The sequence below is a fragment of the Sphingomonas sp. BL-S-05 genome (assembly GCF_055521695.1).
Genome location: NZ_CM145499.1, coordinates 989,879 through 1,007,899, shown reverse-complemented (window position 1 = coordinate 1,007,899; position 18,021 = coordinate 989,879). Strand labels below are relative to the sequence as shown.

The following is an 18,021-nucleotide window of genomic DNA, read 5'->3' as shown; positions in this document are numbered from 1 at the left end:
CCGCTATTCCGCCACCGTCTCCGCCTGCTCGGTGCGCTCCTCGACCGCTTCCTCGGCCTGCGCAATGGCGACTGCCAGCTTGGTCAGTGGGCGCGGCGATTGCTCGACGACCGGCAGCGGTTCGATCGACTTGCCGGCGGTATCGATGTTGAGCGTCTCGAACCGCTTGGCCGAGGTCATCACCTGCGATTCGAGACTGCCGACGAACGCGTTATAGGCGGTGTTAGCGCCTTCAAGGTTCTTGCCGAGCTTGGCGACATGCTCGCCCATCTTGGCGAGGCGGGCATGGAGTTCGCGGCCGAGTTGCCCGATCTGTCGCGCTTCGCCAGCCAACTTCTCCTGCCGCCAGACCGCCGCGACGGTGCGGGCGATGGCGATCAGGTTGGTCGGCGTCGCGATCAGCACGCGACGGTCGAAGGCATAGTCCCACAGCGACGGATCATGTTCGAGCGCGGCGGCGAGGAAATGCTCGCCCGGTACGAACATCACCACATAGTCCGGCGTATCCTCGAACTGCGACTGGTAGCTTTTGGCGCCGAGCGCGTTGACGTGATTCTTCATCGACGCGACGTGCGCGGTCATGAAGGCGGCGCGCTCGATCTCGTCCACGGCGCCATGCGCGTCCTGATAGGCATTGAGCGACACCTTGGCATCGATCACGAGGCTTTTCCCGCCCGGCACCTTGACGATGGCGTCGGGGCGCAGGCGACCGTCACCATGATCGACCGATACCTCCATCTGGAAATCGGTGTGTTCGGCGAGGCCGCAGGTTTCGAGCACGTTGCGCAACTGCTGCTCGCCCCAGCGGCCGCGTGCCTTGGGTGCGGAGCGCAACGCATTGACCAGCTTGGCCGCCTCGCTCTTCACCGATTCCTGGCCGATCCGCATCGCGTCCATCAGGCCCTTGAGCGTGCCATAGGCTTCCTGCCGCTCGCCCTCGACCTTGGTGATGCTGGCCTCATAGCGCTTGAGCGTCGCTTCGACCGGCGCCAACAGCGCCTTCAGCTTCATCTCGTTGGTGTCGCCGGCCTGGGCGAAGCGTTCCTGCGCGCGTTGCAGGAAGGATTTCTGCGCACCGTCGAGCATGATCTGCGCGGTTTCGCGGAACTGCGACGCCATCGCCTCGCGCGCGTCCTTGAACTCGGTCAGCCGTTCCTCGAACGCTGCGGCATTGGCCTTCAGCGCGGCATGATCGATCAGGAGCGCATCGCGATCGGCGCGGATTTCGGCCAGTTCCTCACGCAGCGCCGGCACGTCCTTGGCGCGTTCGCTGGCAAGTGCCAGATCGGCGATCGCCTGTTTGAAATCGTCCTCGCGCTTGTCGCGCTCCTCGCGCAGCGACTGGACTTGTCGGCTGCCCATCAGCCAGCCGATCGCCAACCCCGCGAGCAGGACGGCGGCGACGATGACGATGACAAGCGGGTCCATGCGATACTCCGGGAGGAACGGACCCGGAACCTACCCCCGCCCCGCCCGCCGGACAAGGCGAAGGGGGATCGGTTCGTCGCTTACGCCGCCTTGCGCGCCTTATTCAGCTTCTTGATGACCATGTCGCGCTTCAGCCGCGACAGATGGTCGATGAACAGCACGCCGTTGAGGTGGTCCATCTCGTGCTGGAGACAGGTCGCCATCAGCCCGTCGAGCCATTCGTCATGGGCATCGCCCTTCTCATCGAGCCACGTCACGCGGCATCGCGCGGGGCGGACGACCTCGGCATATTGTTCGGGGATCGACAGGCAGCCTTCCTGATAGGTCGACAGTTCGTCCGACACTTCCTCGATCACCGGGTTCACGAACGCCTTCGGTGCCTTCACCGGTTTGCCTTCTTCGTCTTCCTGCTCCTGCAGGTCGATCACCAGCACGCGCTTGGGCACCGCGACCTGGATCGCGGCGAGGCCGATGCCGGGGGCGTCGTACATCGTCTCGAACATGTCGGCGATGAGCGTCCGCACCTCGTCGGTCACGCCTTCTACGGGCTCGGACACGAGGCGGAGGCGGGGATCGGGGATTTCGATGATCGGAAGAATGGCCATAGCGGCTAGCTATGTAGCATAGTTCGGAGCGTCAAGCGACCGGGCGTCGCGCGCGGAGCGCTTGGGCAAGCGTGCCTTCGTCGAGATAGTCGAGTTCGCCGCCGACCGGCAGGCCGTGGGCGAGCTGGGTCAGGCGGACAGGATATTTCTCGATCCGCTCGGCGATGTAATGGGCAGTGGTCTGCCCCTCCAGCGTGGCGTTCATCGCGAGGACGACCTCGTCGATCCCGCCCGCCGCGACGCGGGCGATCAGCGAGTCGATGGCTAGGTCGTCGGGCCGGACGCCTTCCAATGCGGAAAGGCGGCCGCCAAGGACGTGGAAGCGCCCGGGGAACAGCCGCGCCCGGTCGAGCGCCCACAGATCGGCGACCTCCTCCACCACGCACAGCGAACGGTCGTCGCGGCGCGGATCGGTGCAGATGCCGCACGGATCGGTGGTGTCGACATTGCCGCAGGTCGAACAGGTGGCGAGATTGCGCGCCACGCGATCGAGCGCGACCAGGAGCGGATCGAGGGCGGTTTCGCGCTTCTTGACCAGATGCAGCACCGCACGCCGGGCCGAGCGGGGGCCGAGACCGGGAAGGCGGGAAAGCGCCTGCGTCAGCGCGTCGATTTCGGGAGAGGCCATTACGACCAAGATAGGGGGTTGCGCGCGCCGACGCCACGGTGTCGAGAGAGCGCATGCGGATCATCTTCATGGGCACGCCCGATTTTGCGGTGCCGATCTTTCAGGCGCTGGTCGATGCCGGGCATGACGTCGTCGCGGCGTATAGCCAGCCACCGCGTCGCGCCGGCCGGGGCAAGGCACTGACCCCCTCCCCCGTACACCGGCTTGCCGAGTCACTCCGGATCGAGGTGCGGGTTCCGGAGACGTTGCGCGATCCGGCGGTGCAGGCGGAGTTTGCCGCGCTGGCAGCGGATGTGGCGGTGGTGGCCGCCTATGGGCTGCTGTTGCCGCGCGTGGTGTTGGATGCGCCGCGTCTGGGGTGTCTGAACGTCCATGGCTCGCTGCTGCCGCGATGGCGGGGGGCGGCGCCGATCCAGCGCGCGATCCTTGCCGGCGATACCGAGACCGGGGTTGGCATCATGCAGATGGCGGCCGGGATGGATACCGGGCCGGTGCGCCTGGAAGGGCGGACGCCGGTCGATGGCAAGACCGCGGGCGAACTGGCAGAGGAACTGAGCGCGATGGGGGCGCGGCTGATGCTCGAAGTGCTCGCCGACCCGGACGCCTATCCGCCGGTCGAGCAGGCAAGCGACGGGGTGACCCATGCCGCCAAAATCGACAAGAGCGAGGCAAGATTGCGTTTCGACGGCAGCGCGGTCGATGCCGAGCGGCAGGTGCGGGCGTATAATCCGGCGCCGGGGGCCTTCTTCGAATTGGATGGCGAACGCGTGCGGGTGCTGGCGGCGGAAGTGGTCGACGGGGCCGGAGTGCCGGGAACGGTCATGGACGATGCACTGACCATCGCCTGTGCCGAGGGCGCGTTGCGACCGACGCTGGTCCAGCGCGCCGGGCGGGGAGCGATGACCCCGGCCGAGTTGCTGCGCGGCTTTGCGATACCCGAGGGTACGCGGCTGGCATGACCCGCTTCGCATTGACGGTCGAATATGACGGGCGGCCGTTCGTCGGGTGGCAGCGCCAGTCCGAAGGAGCAAGCGTGCAGGGGTCGATCGAGCGCGCGCTGCTGGAGGTAACCGGCGAGACCACCGCCGTCCATGCCGCCGGCCGGACCGATGCCGGGGTCCATGCCACCGCGATGCGCGCGCATGTCGACGTCGCCAAGGAGTTCGCGCCGTTCCGGCTGATGGAGGCGCTGAACGCGCGGTTGCGGCCCGATCCGGTGGCGATCCTCGATTGCCAGGTCGTGGCCGACGACTGGCATGCGCGCTTCGCGTGCGTGCGGCGGGCCTATGTCTATCGTATCGTCTGTCGACGCGCGCCGTTGACGTTCGAGCAGGGGCTGGCGTGGCGGGTACCGCAGGAGATGGATGCGAGGGCGATGGCCGAGGGGGCGGCGCGGCTGGTCGGGCGGCACGACTTCACGACGTTCCGGTCGGCACATTGTCAGGCGGACAGCCCGCTGCGAACGCTCGACCGGCTGGCGGTCGAGCGCGATGGCGACCGGATCGCGATCCATGCCGCCGCCCGGTCGTTCCTGCATCATCAGGTGCGGTCGATGGTCGGCTGTCTGGCGATGGTCGGACAGGGCAAGCGGACGCCCGACGACCTTGCCGACATCCTCGCCGCACGCGACCGGGCCGCGCTATGGCTGAATGCACCGCCCGACGGGCTGTATTTCGTCGGCGCCGATTACCCTGCCTGACCGTCAAAGTTCACGAAGTTCACACTTGTGCGCGGTTCGTGTCATGCTGGGCTTCCCCCTGCCCCGGCGCCGATCATGGATGGCAAAACCGGACCAAGTAGGAAAGTCAGCGGACCAATCGCGCGACCAGCTCGACATGGGTCGACCAGCGGAATTGGCCGACCGGTTGCACCCAGTCGAGGCGGTAGCCGGCCTGCACCAATGTCTTCGCATCACGCGCGAAGCTACTGGGATTGCACGAAACATAGGCGATGACCGGCACCTTTGCGTCGGCCAGTGCCGCCGCCTGTTCGCGGGCACCGGCGCGGGGCGGGTCGAGGATGACGGCGTCGAATCGGTCGATCTCGGCCGGGGTCAGCGGGCGACGGAACAGGTCGCGATGGTCGGCAACGATCGGACGTCCAGCGCGGGCGGCGGCGAGCTTCAGCGCCATGATCGCCTCGCGTCCCGCCTCGCCGGCATAGGTGCGGACGTCGGCGCCGCGCGACAGGGTGAAGGTGCCGAGCCCGGCGAACAGATCGGCGACGATCGCCGCACCTGCGACGGCCTCGTCGACCGCGGCGATCAGTGCTGCCTCACCATCGCCGGTTGCCTGCAGGAAGCTGCCGGGCGGGAACGGCACGGGCACGCCGCCCAGCGTCACGGTGACCGGTTCGGGTTCCCACCGCGCCTCCGGCCCCATGCCGTCGTCGATCGACAACCGGGCAAGCCCCTGTTCCTGAGCGAAGATCGTCAGCGCTTCGGCGGCGGCGAGCCCTTCGGCGACCTTGCCGATGATGAGCACATCGACACCTTGATCGACACAAGCGAGATGGACGTCGGCGCGCGTGCGGTCCTTGAGCGCGGTCGCGAGCAGGCGGCGCAACGGCGCGATGGCAGCGAACAATTCCGGGAGCAGGACGTGGCATTCGCGGACGTCGACGATGCGATGGCTGCCGGCTTCGGTGAAGCCGAGCGTCACCTGCTTGCCGCGCCGGTCGGCATGGAGTGTGGCGCGGCGGCGGGTCCGGGGCGCGGAAAGGATCGCCGGGCGGACGGTCGCGGTCAGCGATTGCGAGGCGAGCGCACCGGCCACTCGGTCGACGACGAAATCACTTTCCGTCGCGTGATCAAGATGTTGCAGCTGACAGCCACCACAGGCCGGGAAGTGTCGGCAGGGCGGTTCGGCATGGTGCGGGCCAGGCTCGATCGAGCCGTCGCCGAGCAGGCGGTCACCGGGCGCAGCGAAGGGGACGTGGCAGCCGTCAGCAGTCACCCCTTCGCCCCGCGCCGCGACGCGGACGATCACATCGTCATCGATCAGCGACATTCGGCGATCGCCTGTCCCAGATGGTCGATCAGCGCATCGGCGACGAATGCCGGCCCGGCGAGGCGCGCGGCGCGGCCATGCAACCAGACCGCCTGTTCGGCAGCGGCGGCGCCACCCGGACGCAAGCGCGCGGCGAGTGCGCCAGCCAGCACATCGCCGGTGCCGGCGGTGGACAACCACGAAGGGCCGTGGGTGGAGACGATAGCGGTACCCTGCGGGCAAGCGATCACGGTATCGGGGCCTTTGTGAACGATGGTCGCGCGCGCCTGTAGCGCAGCTTGGCGGGTGCGGTCGATCTTGTTGCCGCCCTTTCCGCCAAACATGCGGCTGAATTCGCCCTCATGCGGGGTCAGCCAGGTCGGCGCGGTGCGGGCGGCGATGCGTTCGGGGCCGGCTTCACCGAGCAGCGAGAGCGCGTCGCCATCGATGACCAGCGGCACGTCGGTGACGATCGCCCGGTCGAGCAGGGCATGGGCGTGGTCGTCGCGGCCGAGGCCGGGGCCGATCAGCAACGCTGCAAGTCGTTCGTCACCTAATAGCGCGTCCAGATCGTTGCGGCGGACCAGTGCGTCGGGACCGCCCTGCCCAGCATCGTCGCCAGTCAGCACGACATAGCCGGCACCAGCCGAGAGTGCAGCACGCGCCGCGAGGCGGGCGGCACCCGGCATCGCGCCACCGAGCACCGCGATCAAGCCACGGCTATATTTGTGCGCGGTGCGGGCGGGCGGGTCGATCCTCGGACGCCGGATCGTACGGACGTCGGTTGGCAGTTCAATGGCGAGGTCTGCAAGGACGACATGCCCCATGCGTTCCACATCGGGTCCGGTCGCATGGGCCGGTTTGAGCGCCCCCAACGCGACGGTCAGGCCGGCGCGGCCGGCACCGGCAAAGCATTGCTCGGCATCGCTGTCGACGCCGCTCGGAAGGTCGATCGCGACGACGAAGGCGTTCTCGGACAGGGCGGCGAGGCGACGGCCAGGGGCGGGATCGAGCGAACGGGTGACGCCGGTACCGAACAGGCCATCGACGAGGATCGGTCGCGGCGTCGCGGCGTCGAGCGACGTCACCGGACCGGTCCATGCAGACCGCATTCGGACAGCGGCACCATCCGGCTTTCCCGCGAGTACGGCGACCGTTACATCATTACCCCATCGGGCCAAAAGTCGTGCAGTGACAAAGGCATCGCCACCATTATTACCGGGTCCTGCGAGGACGAGGATCGGCCTTCCAAAGGCGACACGCTGGACCTGCTGCGCTACGGCAGTGCCGGCACGCTCCATCAAATTGTCCTGCGACACGCCGGATGCGAAGGCGGCAGCTTCCGCCGCACGCATCTCGGCCGCGCGCAGGATCGGCGCGCCGGCCGGAAACAGCGTCATCGTACGACCGGCCCGATGGTGGCGGGCAGGCGGTAGCGTGCGTCGCCGATCGCGACCTCGATCCGGTCGTTGCCGATGACGGTCACCCGCGCCGCCTCCGCGCCATCGGCCGCAACGACACCGCGTCCGTCGCGGGTAATGCGAAGCCGATGGAATCCGCCATCGGGTTGGCGCAGCGTCAGGATCGTATCGCCGCCATCGGCGATGCGTTCGATCGTGCAATCGGCCGCGACCGGCGCGGTACCAGTCGCACATTCGATGCGACCGGCATCGGCGGCGGCGGTGCGCTGCTCCGCCTCGACATTGGCGAGGACATTCGGGTCGGGTCGCCGGTCACAAGCGCCGAGCAGCAGCGCAGGGATCAAGAGGAGGCGTTTTTCGATCATCGGCGATCGATACCACAAGCCGGGCGACCGGTATCCCCGCGTCCGCGCGGATAGCGGTCGCTCGCATCATCAGAGGTCGGCGTAGACGTGACGCTCGGCCTTGGCACCGGGATGCGTCACCGCACCCTGATAGGCCGGGCCGACCGTGGTCGAGTAGCGCCACAGGGCACCCGCCTGATAGTCGTTGACGCGCGGTTGCCATTTGGCGCGGCGATCCGCCAGCACATCGGGGGCAACGTCGAGGTCGATCGTTCCCGCATCGGCATCGATGGTGATGATGTCGCCATCCTCGACCAGCGCGATCGGACCGCCCTCGGCCGCTTCGGGACCGACATGGCCGATGCAGAAGCCGCGCGTACCGCCCGAGAAGCGACCATCGGTGATGAGCGCCACGCTCTCGCCCATGCCCAAGCCGTACAAGGCGGCGGTGGTCGACAACATTTCGCGCATTCCCGGACCGCCCTTCGGCCCTTCGTAGCGGATGACGATGACGGTGCCGTCGGTGATGCTGCGTGCTTCGACCGCGGCGAAGGCATCTTCCTCGCAATCGAAAACCCGTGCGGTTCCCGTGAATTGCAACCGCTTCATGCCAGCGACCTTCACGATCGCACCGTCGGGGGCAAGCGTTCCGCGCAGGCCGACGACGCCGCCGGTCGGGGTGATCGGCGTCTTGACGTCGTAGATCACCTTCTGATCGGGGTTCCACGTCACCTCGTCGATATTCTCGCCGAGCGTCTTGCCGGTCACGGTCATGCAACTGCCGTCGAGCAGATCGTTGGCGAGCATCGTCTTCATCAGCATGTAGACGCCGCCGGCCTCGTACATATCTTTGGCGACATATTTGCCGCCGGGCTTCAGGTCAGCGACGTAAGGCGTTGACTTGAAAGCCTCGGCGACGTCGAACAGGTCGAATTCGATGCCGGCTTCCGACGCCATTGCCGGCAGGTGCAGCGCAGCGTTGGTCGAGCCGCCGGTCGCCGCGACGACACGCGCGGCGTTGATGAACGCGGCGCGGGTGGCGATGTCGCGCGGGCGCAGGTTCAGGCGGACCAGCTCCATGACCTGCTTGCCCGCCGCGATCGCGATTTCCTCGCGGCTGCGATAGGGCGCGGGCACCATGTTCGAATTGGGTAGCGACAGACCGATCGCTTCGCCGACACATGCCATGGTGTTGGCCGTGAACTGGCCCCCACAGGCGCCGTGGCCGGGACAGGCGACCTTTTCGAGCGCGGTCAGGTCGTGCAGCGGGCAGGTGCCGGCGGCATAGCGGCCGACTGCTTCGAACACGTCGACGACGGTCACGTCGCGGTCCTCGAACCGGCCGGGCAGGATCGATCCGCCATAGACGAAGATCGACGGCACGTTGAGGCGGAGCATCGCCATCATCATGCCGGGCAGCGACTTGTCGCAGCCGGCGAAGCCGACCAACGCATCATAGCAATGGCCTCGCACCGACAGTTCGACCGAATCGGCGATGACCTCGCGGCTGACCAGTGAGGATTTCATCCCCTGATGGCCCATCGCGATGCCGTCGGTCACGGTGATGGTGTTGAACCGGCGCGGCATGCCGCCGCCCGCCACCACGCCTTCGCGCGCGGCGTCGGCCTGGAAATCGAGCGTCGTGTTGCACGGCGCGCTGTCGTTGCCGGCGGAAGCGAGCGCGACGAAGGGCTTGGCGATATCCTCTTCAGCGATGCCCATCGCGTAGTAATAGCTGCGATGCGGCGCGCGTTCGGGGCCGACGGAAACATGGCGGCTCGGCAGCCGCGACTTGTCGAATTGCTGGGTCATGGCGACAGCCTATTGCGCAGGAGCAGCGTTCAACGCAAGTCCGTTGCGCACCGCGGCGATCATGTCGGTCAAGACTGCGCTCCAGCGGGCGACGCCGGCCGGATCGGCGATCAGCTCGTTGCGGATTTCGACCGATAGCGAAGGGATGCCCTGCCCATCGGCGTGACGGTCCAGCGTCGCATTGAGCAGGCGGCCCGAATATGGCTCCTGGTCGCCGGTTGGTATCCCCTGCGCGCGGAGGAAGTCGATGGCGATGCGGGCGGCGCGGCCGTCGCGGCCGTAGAGGATGCCGGCCTGCCAAGGACGCGGGCCGCCGCCCAGTTCGAGTTGCGGGGTAAAGCTGTGGATCGCGACGATCAGGCGCGGGCGGTCGCGCCGCACCTGTTCACGGATCGCGCGGTGATAGGGCGCGTGGAAGCGGGCGATGCGATCTGCGCGGTCCGCGTCGATATTGGCCGGAATGGCGCGGCCATCCGACACAGTGGGGATCAGGCCGGGATGATCGCTCTGCCGATGGAGGTCGATGACCAGCCGCGACACGGTGCCGAGGATCGCGGGCGCATCCAGGCTGGTCGACAGGGCATGGGTCAGCGGGCCGGCCCCGATATCGACGCCGATATGCAGCGCCAGCAATTCGGACGCGATGGCGATATCGGGCGGCACGAACGCCGAGGCATGGTCGCAGAGCAGCAGCAACGACGTATCGCGGCCGGGAAGATGGTCGGTCATGGAAACTCCGGCGGGCGGCGGGACTGAAAGGCGGCAAGTCCTTCGCGCAGTTCGGGACCGGCAAAGGCGGCGTCGAACCGGGCGTCGCCACCGGGTTCGGCGTTTAGGATGCGCTTGAGGCCGCGAACGGCCTGTGGCGCGTTGCCAGCGATGCGGGCGGCGAGTATCCGGGCGAGCGGCAATGCTGCGGGCACCCTGTGGTGGATCAGGCCGATCGAGTGCGCTTCGTCGGCAGCGATGGTGTCGCCGGTGAAGAGCAGCCGGGCGGCATGGCCGTTACCGACAGCGGCGATCAAGCGGCCGACGTCGGCGGGCGGGTAGAGGATGCCGAGCCGGGCCGGTGGAATGGCGAAGCGGGCGTCGTCCCCGGCGACGACGATATCGCAGGCGAGGATCAGCGCGACCGCTGCGCCGAAACAGCCTCCATTGACGACGGCAATCACCGGCATGGGCAGCGCGGCGACCCCCTCGATCGCGGCAGACAGCGCTTCGCGAAACGCGGTGGCGCGGGCGGGGATATGCTGCAGGTCGGGAAATTCGGCGATGTCGGCGCCTGCCGAAAAAATCCCCGGTTCGCGCGACGCGATCAGCACGGCGCGGGCGTCCGAAGCGGCAAGACCGGCGACCGTGGCGGCAAGATCGCGCCAATGCCCGGTCGACAGCGCGTTCCTGCTCGCCCCACGCGCCAACCAGAGGGTGGCGACGTACCCGTCGCGCGTGACGTCGATCACGGGGAAAAAGTGGGCGGCGTCCGAAGAGACCGCCCACGGACGATCCGCTCCTGGCGTCTGATCCGCGCCCTTTTCGTTACAAACTTCGTGCCAGATGTTTCACGGGGGGCGCGTCGCGGGCCCTGCCCCGCTTCGGCACGTTGCCCCGTCACGCGAGTGCCGTTTCGAGACACCACCAGCCGGGTTGGGCGGCGCGGATGGTGGCGGCGGCTTCGGCACGGGCGGCGGGGTCGTCGAACAGTGCGAAACAGGTCGCGCCCGATCCCGACATGCGCGCGAGCCTGACGCCCGACGCGGTGTGAAGCGCGGCGAGGACGTCGTCGATCGCGGGCGCCAGCGCGCGGGCGAGCGGTTCGAGGTCGTTGCGGCCGGCGGAAGCGATCGACAACGCGTCGCCGTCGCCGATCGGCCCGCGATCGATACGGTCCCAGCCGGCAAAGACCTGCGCGGTCGAAACGGCGATGCCGGGATTGACCAGCAGCACCGGCAGTTTCGGCGCATCGATCGGGGTCAGTCGCTCGCCGCGCCCGCGACCGATCATGGTGCGACCGACCAGACAGGCGGGAACGTCGGAGCCGAGTCGGTCGGCGATCGCCATCAGCGCCGGATCGTCGAGCGCGACGCCGTGCAACCGCGCCAGTCCGCGCAGCGTCGCGGCAGCATCGGCCGATCCGCCGCCAATTCCTGACGCGATGGGAAGGTGCTTGTCGAGCACGATCGTGAGCGCATCGCCCGGTCCGAAGCTGGCGCGGAAGGCGTCGCGCGCGCGGGTGACCAGATTGTCGCCCTCCCCGCTCAACCCCGCTGCGAACGGGCCGGTGATGGCGAAGCCGTCGCGCTCGGCGGGGGACAACGTCACCGTGTCGCCATCGGTGACGAAGGCGAACAGCGTTTCGAGTTCGTGATAGCCATCGGCGCGCCGCGCGCGGACGTGGAGCGCGAGGTTGAGCTTGGCGGGAGCGGGTTCGACGATCATCGGGTCAGCGTTGCGACGAAGCGGGTCCGTTCGCAAGCTTGCTCGCCAATCGCGTGGCATCGGCGCCCTCCGCCTCGACCGATGCCGCGCGCCAGGCATAGCGCGCCTCGACCCGGCGCCCGGCGGCCCAATAGACATCGCCGAGATGTTCGTTGATCTCGACATCGTCGGGGGCCTCGCGCGCAGCCCCTTCGATCAGCGGCAGCGCGGCCTTCAGGTCACCGGCGCGGAACCGCGCCCAGCCGAGCGAGTCGGCGATCGCCGGGTCCTTGGGGGCTAGGGCATGGGCGCGTTCGAGCATTCGCGTCGCTTCGACGATATTCTCGCCGCGATCGACCTGTGCATAGCCGAGATAGTTGAGCGCGGCGGGTTCCTGTGGCGCCAGTTCGACGGCGCGGCGTAGCATCGGCAGCGCTGCCGCCCAGTCGCCCGCGCGGTCGAGCGCAGCGCCACGTTGCAGATAAAGTGACCAGTCGGTGGCCGCGCCGGGCCGGGCCATGGCACGGGCGTAGATGGCGGCGGCTTCCTTGGCGCGACCGGTTTCGAGCAACAGATCGGCATAGCGGCGCAGGCCGGCGGTGGTCACATCGCTGCGCTCGGCCTGTTTCGCGGCGAGTGCGAGGGCGGCGTCGAGATTGCCGGCGCGTTGCTGGATGACGATGGCGAGCGCAGCGGCGCTGGATGCGAAGGGATCGTCGGCGGGGATCGCCGCCAGCGTTGCCTGCGCCTCGGCGGTCGCGTCGCTGCGGGCCAGCGCATCGGCGAGCGCGAGGCGGGCGCGGGTATATCGAGGGTCGAGTTGTAGGGCGGAGCGGCTGAGCATGATCGCCAGCGGCTCGGTCCCTTCCGCCGACAAGTCGCCGGCCATGCGCGTCAAAAGGCGTGAGATGCCGAAACGGGCATCGCCCTTGCTGCCCCGGCCGAGCGTCGCGGCGCTGCGCGACAGGACCGGGTCGTCGCCGGCGAGAAGTGCCCGGGCGGTATCGCCCTGCCCCGCACGTGCCAGCAATTGGGCGGCGTTCAGGCGGAAATCGGCATCGTTGCCGCCAACGGTCAACAGGGTGCGAACGGCCGCAACGCCCTCCGCCATTTGTCCGGTCGCGAGCAGCCGCAGCGCATGGTTTTCGGCGGCGTAGCGACGGGGGATCGCGCCGCCGTCGCCAGCGACGGCGGGAGCGGGCTGATCGACCCATTCGGCCAGCAGCGGCGCAAGGAAGCCCAGTGGCGATCCAGCCAGCCGCGTCAGTGCCGCCCGCTGTCCGGCGGCGTCTCGCTTGTCGACCGCGTCGGCAAAGGCGAGGATATCGAGGTCGGGCGGCGCGACATCGGCAGCACGCAACACCGCCCCGGCACGGCGCGCGAGCACCAGGTCGCCGCTCGCCAGCGCCTCCCGCAAAGCCCGCACGGCAATGACCGGATCGGACGGCTGCGCCGCCAGTGCCTGCGCATAGCCCTGCGCCGCGATCGTCGCCCGACCATCGGCATCGGCGGCACGCGCCCGCATATAGGCGGCAAGCGGGGTGTCGACGGCCAGTGCCGGCGACGCGAACAGCGCCGCCGCGAGGATGCCGAGACTACATGTTCGGATAATTCGGTCCTCCGCCGCCTTCCGGCACGACCCAGTTGATGTTCTGCGTCGGGTCCTTGATGTCGCACGTCTTGCAGTGGACGCAGTTCTGCGCGTTGATGACGAATTTCGGGTTGTCCGTCTCCGCCCCCACGATTTCATATACGCCCGCCGGGCAATAACGTTGCGCGGGTTCGTCATAGAGCGGCAGGTCGTACGCGACCGGAACGTCGGGGTCCTTCAGCGTCAGATGGACCGGCTGATCCTCTTCGTGATTGGTGTTCGACAGGAACACCGACGACAGGCGATCGAAGCTCAGCACGCCATCGGGCTTGGGATAGGCGATGGGCTGCACCTGATCCTTACGCCACAGGCTTTCGTGATCGGGATGATGGCCCATGGTGAAGGGCATGCGCAGCCCCCAATGTTCGGCCCACATCGTCGCATTGGCGACGCCCGATCCGACGAAATCGCCGAACTTCTTGACCAGCGGCACGACGTTGCGGACCTTGCGCAGTTCCTCATACACCCAGCTTGCCTCATAGGCGGCGGTGTAGGCAGTCAGTTCGTCGCCCTGCCGCCCGTCGCGGACGGCAGTGAAGGCGGCTTCGGCGGCCATCATGCCCGACTTCATCGCGGTATGGATGCCCTTGATCCGCGGAACGTTCAGGAACCCTGCCGAACAGCCGACCAGAACGCCGCCGGGGAAGGTCAGCTTCGGCACCGACTGCCACCCGCCATCGTTGATCGCACGCGCGCCATAGGACACGCGCTTGCCGCCCTTCAGGATCGCGGCGATCGCCGGGTGCGTCTTCCACCGCTGCATCTCGTGGAAGGGCGAGAGATAGGGGTTGGAATAGTTCAGCCAGGTGACGAAGCCCAGCGCTACCTGCCCGTTCGCCTGATGATAGAGGAAACCGCCGCCATTCGAGCCGCGCGTTTCGCTGAGCGGCCAGCCCTGCGTATGGATCACCCGGCCGGGCACGTGGTTTTCCGCCGGAATGTCCCACAATTCCTTGATGCCCAGACCATAGACCTGCGGCTGGCTGTCGCGCGCGAGATCGAAGGTGCGGATGATCTGCTTCGACAGATGCCCGCGCACCCCTTCCGCAAAGAAGGTATATTTGGCGTGGAGTTCGAGGCCGGGCTGCCAGTCGGGCTTGTGCGTGCCGTCGCGCGCGACGCCCATGTCGCCGGTCGCGACGCCCTTTACCGAACCGTCTTCGTGATACAGGATTTCCGCCGCCGCAAATCCGGGGAAGATCTCGACGCCCAGCCCCTCGGCCTGTTCGGCCAGCCAGCGGCACATATTGCCGAGCGACCCGGTATAGGTCCCCTTGTTCTGCATGAACGGCGGCAGGATGCGGTGCGACACTTCGCTGCTGCCGGTTTCGGACAGGAGCCAGTGATGGTTCTCCGTCACCGGCACTTCGGCCATCGGGCAGCCCTGCTCCCGCCAGTCGGGCAGCAGTTCGTCCATCGCACGCGGATCGAACACCGCGCCCGACAGGATATGGGCGCCGACTTCCGACCCCTTTTCGAGGACGCAGACGGCGATCTCCTCGCCCGTCTCGCCCGCCATCTGCTTCAACCGGATCGCCGCGGACAGGCCGGCAGGCCCCGCGCCGACGATCACGACGTCATAGGGCATCGATTCCCGTTCGCTCATCTTCCATCCTCATCGCAGGCGCCGCGTGCGGCCCAACCTCGTCGCGCTACGGCAACGCCCTGTCCTCCCGCACGATTTGGGCAGATTGACGGGGAGGTCAAGGCAAGCGTTAAAGGCGGCATGGGGGCGGACCAGCATATCCAGTGGCACGAAGCCGCAGCCAGCGCGCTGGAATGGTGGCAGGATGCCGGTGTCGACACGCTGGTCGAAGACGAACTGCGCGACTGGTTCGCGACCCCCGCACCGGCGCGAGCGCCCGCTGCCGTAGCGTCGACGCCGGTCGCCGACCTGCCGCCCGACACGCTCGATGCGTTTTTGACGTGGCGGATGGGCGATGCCGTGCCGGAGGCCGGATGGAATGCCGAACGCCTGCCCGTCGTCGCGACAAAAAATCCGGCGTTGATGATTCTGACCGACCTGCCCGAAGCCGATGATTCGGCGGAGGCCGGGTGGATGACCGGACCGGTCGGCGTGCTGCTCGACCGCATGCTTGCGGCAATCGGACTGGAGCGGGATGCGGTGACGATCGCCGGCGTCGCGCACGCGCGGCCCCTGACCGGGCGCATCCCGGGCGAGGCGCAGGCGGTGCTCGACGATCTGGCGCAGCGGCTGGTATCGCTGGTCGCGCCCGCCAAGCTGTTGTTGTTCGGGGCGGAACCGTGCCGGGCGCTGTTGGGGCCGGACGGACAACGCGGTGGTTTACGCACCCTTCATCATGATGGCATAGACTGCCCCGCCATCGCCACTTTCCATCCGCGCTTCCTGTTGGAGCGGCCCTTGGCCAAGGCGGAAAGCTGGCGGCACCTACAGTTGCTTACCAGGGAAACGACCACGTGAAGCTGACCCCCATCGTGTTCGCGGCGCTGATGTTGCCCGCCCTTCCCGCTTATGCCGGCGAAGCGCCGACGCTGGGGAGCGTCGCCCGGACACCGGTCGAGGCGCGGGTGCCGCCGCAATTGTCGGCGGAGGACCGCGACGCTTATACGCAGGTGTTCGCGGCGATTCGTGGCGGGCGCTGGGCGGATGCGCAGTTGCGGCTGGACGCGATGAAGCCAGGGCCGCTGCACGCCGTAGCACGCGCCGAACTGTATACGGCAAAGGGGTCGCCCAAGGTCGAACTGCCGCAATTGCTGGCGCTGCTGGTTGAGGCACCCGACCTGCCGCAGGCGCCCGATCTGGCGCGGCTCGCGAAGCTGCGGGGAGCGGATGCGGTGCCTGAACTGCCCACGCCGCAAAAGCTGGTATGGTTCGATGCCGCGCCGGTGCGGGTCCGGGCGAAGGCCGCGCGCAGCGATGCCGCCGCCGCGCAACTGCTCGAAGCGATGAAGCCGTTCGTGAAGGCCGATGACGGCGCCGCAGCCGAAGCATTGATCGGCCCGCGCGAATCGGAACTGACGCCGGAAGCGCTGACCGAGATGCGCGGGCGCGTCGCGTGGATCTATTTCGTGGCGGGCGACGATGCCAATGCCCGGCGGCTGGCGGCGGTGGCGCAGCGCGGGTCGGGCGACTGGGCGGCGCAGGCCGACTGGACGCAGGGACTGGCGGCATGGCGGCAGCAGGACTGCGCAGCCGCGCAAAGCGCGTTCGCCAGCGTGGCGCAGCGCGCGGGCGATACCGAATTGCGTTCGGCCGGGCTGTATTGGGCGACGCGCGCCGACATCGCCTGCGGCCGGCCCGATCTGGTGCAGGGCCGATTGCAGACTGCGGCGCAATATGGCGAGACCTATTACGGATTGCTGGCGCGGCAGGCGCTGGGACTGATCGACGGGGCCGATGCCAATGGCCGCGCGCCCGCGACCGACGACTGGCGTGCGCTGGAGCGGCGATCGAACGTCAAGGTCGCCGCCGCGCTGACCGAAATCGGCGAAGGCGCGCTGGCCGACAAGCTGCTGCGCCATCAGGCGCGGATCGGGGGAGCCAGCGACTATGCGGCGCTGACCCGGCTGTGCGGCAGCCTGAACCTGCCCGCGACGCAATTGTGGCTGTCGCATAACGGGCCGCAGGGGGCGCGGCCGCTGGCCGAGGCGCGCTATCCCGCCCCCGACTGGACGCCCGAGGGCGGCTGGCGCGTCGACAAGGCGCTGGTGTTCGCACACACGCTGCAGGAATCGCGCTTCGACGCCGGCGTCGTCAGCCCGGCGGGAGCGACCGGGCTGATGCAGATCCGGCCCGGCGCGTTGACCGACTATGCGCGTGCGCACGGGTTGCAGCTGGAGAAGTCTTCGCTGTCGAAGCCGCAGGTCAATATGGCGGTCGGGCAAAGCTATCTGGAACAATTGCGCGACCGGCCCTTCACCGGCGGCCTGCTGCCCAAGGTCATCGCCGCCTATAATGCCGGGCCGACCCCGGTCGAGGCGTGGAATGTACAGTTGAAGGATGGCGGCGATCCGCTGCTGTACATCGAATCGATCCCCTATTGGGAGACCCGCGGTTACGTCATGACTGTGCTGCGCAATTACTGGATGTACGAAAAGCAGGCGGGCAAGCCGTCGGCCAGCCGCGCCGCGCTGGCACAGGGAATGTGGCCGAAATTTCCCGGCCTGCCGGGTGCCGCCGCGGTGCGGGTGAGCAAGACCGGCCGGACGCGGGTCGCCGATGCCAATTGACGAAAGTCGGGCGTTCGTGCCCGTGCGGATCGCGGTACTGACCGTATCGGACACGCGGGGGCTGGCCGAAGATCGTTCGGGCGACACGCTGGTCGCGCGGGTCGAGGGGGCGGGCCATATCCTCGCCGCCCGTGCGATCGTGCGCGACGATATCGACACGATCGTCACGCAACTGGACCAATGGATCGACGATCCGGCGGTCGAGTGCGTCATCACCACCGGCGGTACCGGGGTTACCGGCCGCGACGTGACGCCAGAGGCGGTCGAGCGAGTCGCGACCAAGCTAATCCCGGGCTTCGGCGAACTGTTCCGCTGGCAAAGCTATGCCAAGATCGGCACGTCGACGATCCAGTCGCGCGCCATCGCCTGTGTCGCGCGCGGTACCTATGTCTTCGCGCTGCCCGGATCGACCGGGGCGGTGAAGGACGGGTGGGACGGCATCCTCGCCGAACAGCTGGACAGCCGTCACCGACCCTGCAACTTCGTCGAACTGATGCCGCGCCTGCTCGAACGGTAGC

Annotated in this window: 17 protein-coding genes; 5 read left to right on the top strand and 12 right to left on the bottom strand. The window is 68.1% G+C overall.

Annotated elements, in window-relative coordinates:
• Positions 1-3: 3 nt before the first annotated feature.
• From ACZ1JS_RS04430 to recR, 3 genes are all read right to left on the bottom strand, one after another.
• Positions 4-1,428 carry a DNA recombination protein RmuC gene (locus ACZ1JS_RS04430; protein WP_465167890.1) on the bottom strand — a complete coding sequence of 475 codons (1,425 nt, stop codon included), beginning with the start codon at positions 1,426-1,428 and terminating at the stop codon, positions 4-6.
• A gap of 80 nt (positions 1,429-1,508) precedes the next feature.
• A complete protein-coding gene (gene def, locus ACZ1JS_RS04425; protein WP_465167889.1) occupies positions 1,509-2,033 on the bottom strand; it encodes a peptide deformylase in 525 nt (174 codons plus the stop codon).
• Positions 2,034-2,064: 31 nt separating this feature from the next.
• Entirely contained in the window at positions 2,065-2,661 is a 597-nt protein-coding gene (gene recR, locus ACZ1JS_RS04420) for a recombination mediator RecR (protein ID WP_465167888.1), read from the bottom strand.
• Between the two features lie 53 nt (positions 2,662-2,714).
• On the opposite strand from recR, the gene fmt reads away from it, so the two are divergent.
• Together fmt and truA are read left to right on the top strand one after the other, a co-directional pair.
• Positions 2,715-3,620 carry a methionyl-tRNA formyltransferase gene (gene fmt / locus ACZ1JS_RS04415; protein WP_465167887.1) on the top strand — a complete coding sequence of 302 codons (906 nt, stop codon included), beginning with the start codon at positions 2,715-2,717 and terminating at the stop codon, positions 3,618-3,620.
• Positions 3,617-4,360 (top strand): tRNA pseudouridine(38-40) synthase TruA, encoded by a 744-nt coding sequence (gene truA / locus ACZ1JS_RS04410; RefSeq protein ID WP_465167886.1) that lies wholly within the window; start codon positions 3,617-3,619, stop codon positions 4,358-4,360. Before fmt ends, truA begins: the two co-directional genes overlap by 4 nt.
• Before the next feature lie 106 nt (positions 4,361-4,466).
• On the opposite strand, the gene ACZ1JS_RS04405 is transcribed toward truA, so the two are convergent.
• From ACZ1JS_RS04405 to ACZ1JS_RS04365, 9 genes are all read right to left on the bottom strand, one after another.
• A complete protein-coding gene (locus ACZ1JS_RS04405) occupies positions 4,467-5,669 on the bottom strand; it encodes a class I SAM-dependent RNA methyltransferase (RefSeq protein WP_465167885.1) in 1,203 nt (400 codons plus the stop codon).
• Entirely contained in the window at positions 5,660-7,048 is a 1,389-nt protein-coding gene (locus ACZ1JS_RS04400) for an NAD(P)H-hydrate dehydratase (RefSeq protein WP_465167884.1), read from the bottom strand. The genes ACZ1JS_RS04405 and ACZ1JS_RS04400 overlap by 10 nt, the downstream gene beginning before the upstream one ends.
• Complete coding sequence (locus ACZ1JS_RS04395) at positions 7,045-7,434, bottom strand: hypothetical protein (protein ID WP_465167883.1); 390 nt, start codon at positions 7,432-7,434, stop codon at positions 7,045-7,047. Before ACZ1JS_RS04395 ends, ACZ1JS_RS04400 begins: the two co-directional genes overlap by 4 nt.
• 69 nt (positions 7,435-7,503) lie before the next feature.
• A complete protein-coding gene (ilvD, locus tag ACZ1JS_RS04390) occupies positions 7,504-9,225 on the bottom strand; it encodes a dihydroxy-acid dehydratase (protein ID WP_465167882.1) in 1,722 nt (573 codons plus the stop codon).
• Between the two features lie 9 nt (positions 9,226-9,234).
• Positions 9,235-9,954, bottom strand: coding sequence for an N-formylglutamate amidohydrolase (locus tag ACZ1JS_RS04385; RefSeq protein WP_465167881.1), 720 nt, complete (start codon positions 9,952-9,954; stop codon positions 9,235-9,237).
• Positions 9,951-10,685: an enoyl-CoA hydratase/isomerase family protein gene (locus ACZ1JS_RS04380; RefSeq protein WP_465167880.1), complete on the bottom strand. Its 735-nt coding sequence runs from the start codon at positions 10,683-10,685 to the stop codon at positions 9,951-9,953. The genes ACZ1JS_RS04385 and ACZ1JS_RS04380 overlap by 4 nt, the downstream gene beginning before the upstream one ends.
• Positions 10,686-10,833: 148 nt before the next feature.
• Positions 10,834-11,661, bottom strand: a complete 828-nt coding sequence (locus ACZ1JS_RS04375; RefSeq protein WP_465167879.1) for a 4-(cytidine 5'-diphospho)-2-C-methyl-D-erythritol kinase — start codon at positions 11,659-11,661, stop codon at positions 10,834-10,836.
• A 4-nt stretch (positions 11,662-11,665) separates the two neighbouring features.
• Complete coding sequence (locus ACZ1JS_RS04370; RefSeq protein WP_465167878.1) at positions 11,666-13,165, bottom strand: tetratricopeptide repeat protein; 1,500 nt, start codon at positions 13,163-13,165, stop codon at positions 11,666-11,668.
• Positions 13,166-13,235: 70 nt separating this feature from the next.
• On the bottom strand, positions 13,236-14,897 hold the full coding sequence (locus ACZ1JS_RS04365) for an electron transfer flavoprotein-ubiquinone oxidoreductase (protein ID WP_465167877.1): 1,662 nt from the start codon (positions 14,895-14,897) through the stop codon (positions 13,236-13,238).
• Positions 14,898-15,017: 120 nt separating this feature from the next.
• Here ACZ1JS_RS04365 and ACZ1JS_RS04360 point away from each other — a divergent pair, with 120 nt between their 5' ends.
• From ACZ1JS_RS04360 to moaB, 3 genes are read left to right on the top strand one after another with little or no spacing between them, the layout of a single operon-like run.
• Complete coding sequence (locus ACZ1JS_RS04360) at positions 15,018-15,734, top strand: uracil-DNA glycosylase family protein (RefSeq protein ID WP_465167876.1); 717 nt, start codon at positions 15,018-15,020, stop codon at positions 15,732-15,734.
• Positions 15,735-15,763: 29 nt separating this feature from the next.
• Complete coding sequence (locus tag ACZ1JS_RS04355; protein ID WP_465168628.1) at positions 15,764-17,503, top strand: lytic transglycosylase domain-containing protein; 1,740 nt, start codon at positions 15,764-15,766, stop codon at positions 17,501-17,503.
• Positions 17,493-18,020, top strand: a complete 528-nt coding sequence (gene moaB, locus ACZ1JS_RS04350) for a molybdenum cofactor biosynthesis protein B (protein WP_465167875.1) — start codon at positions 17,493-17,495, stop codon at positions 18,018-18,020. The genes ACZ1JS_RS04355 and moaB overlap by 11 nt, the downstream gene beginning before the upstream one ends.
• Position 18,021: the final 1 nt, after the last annotated feature.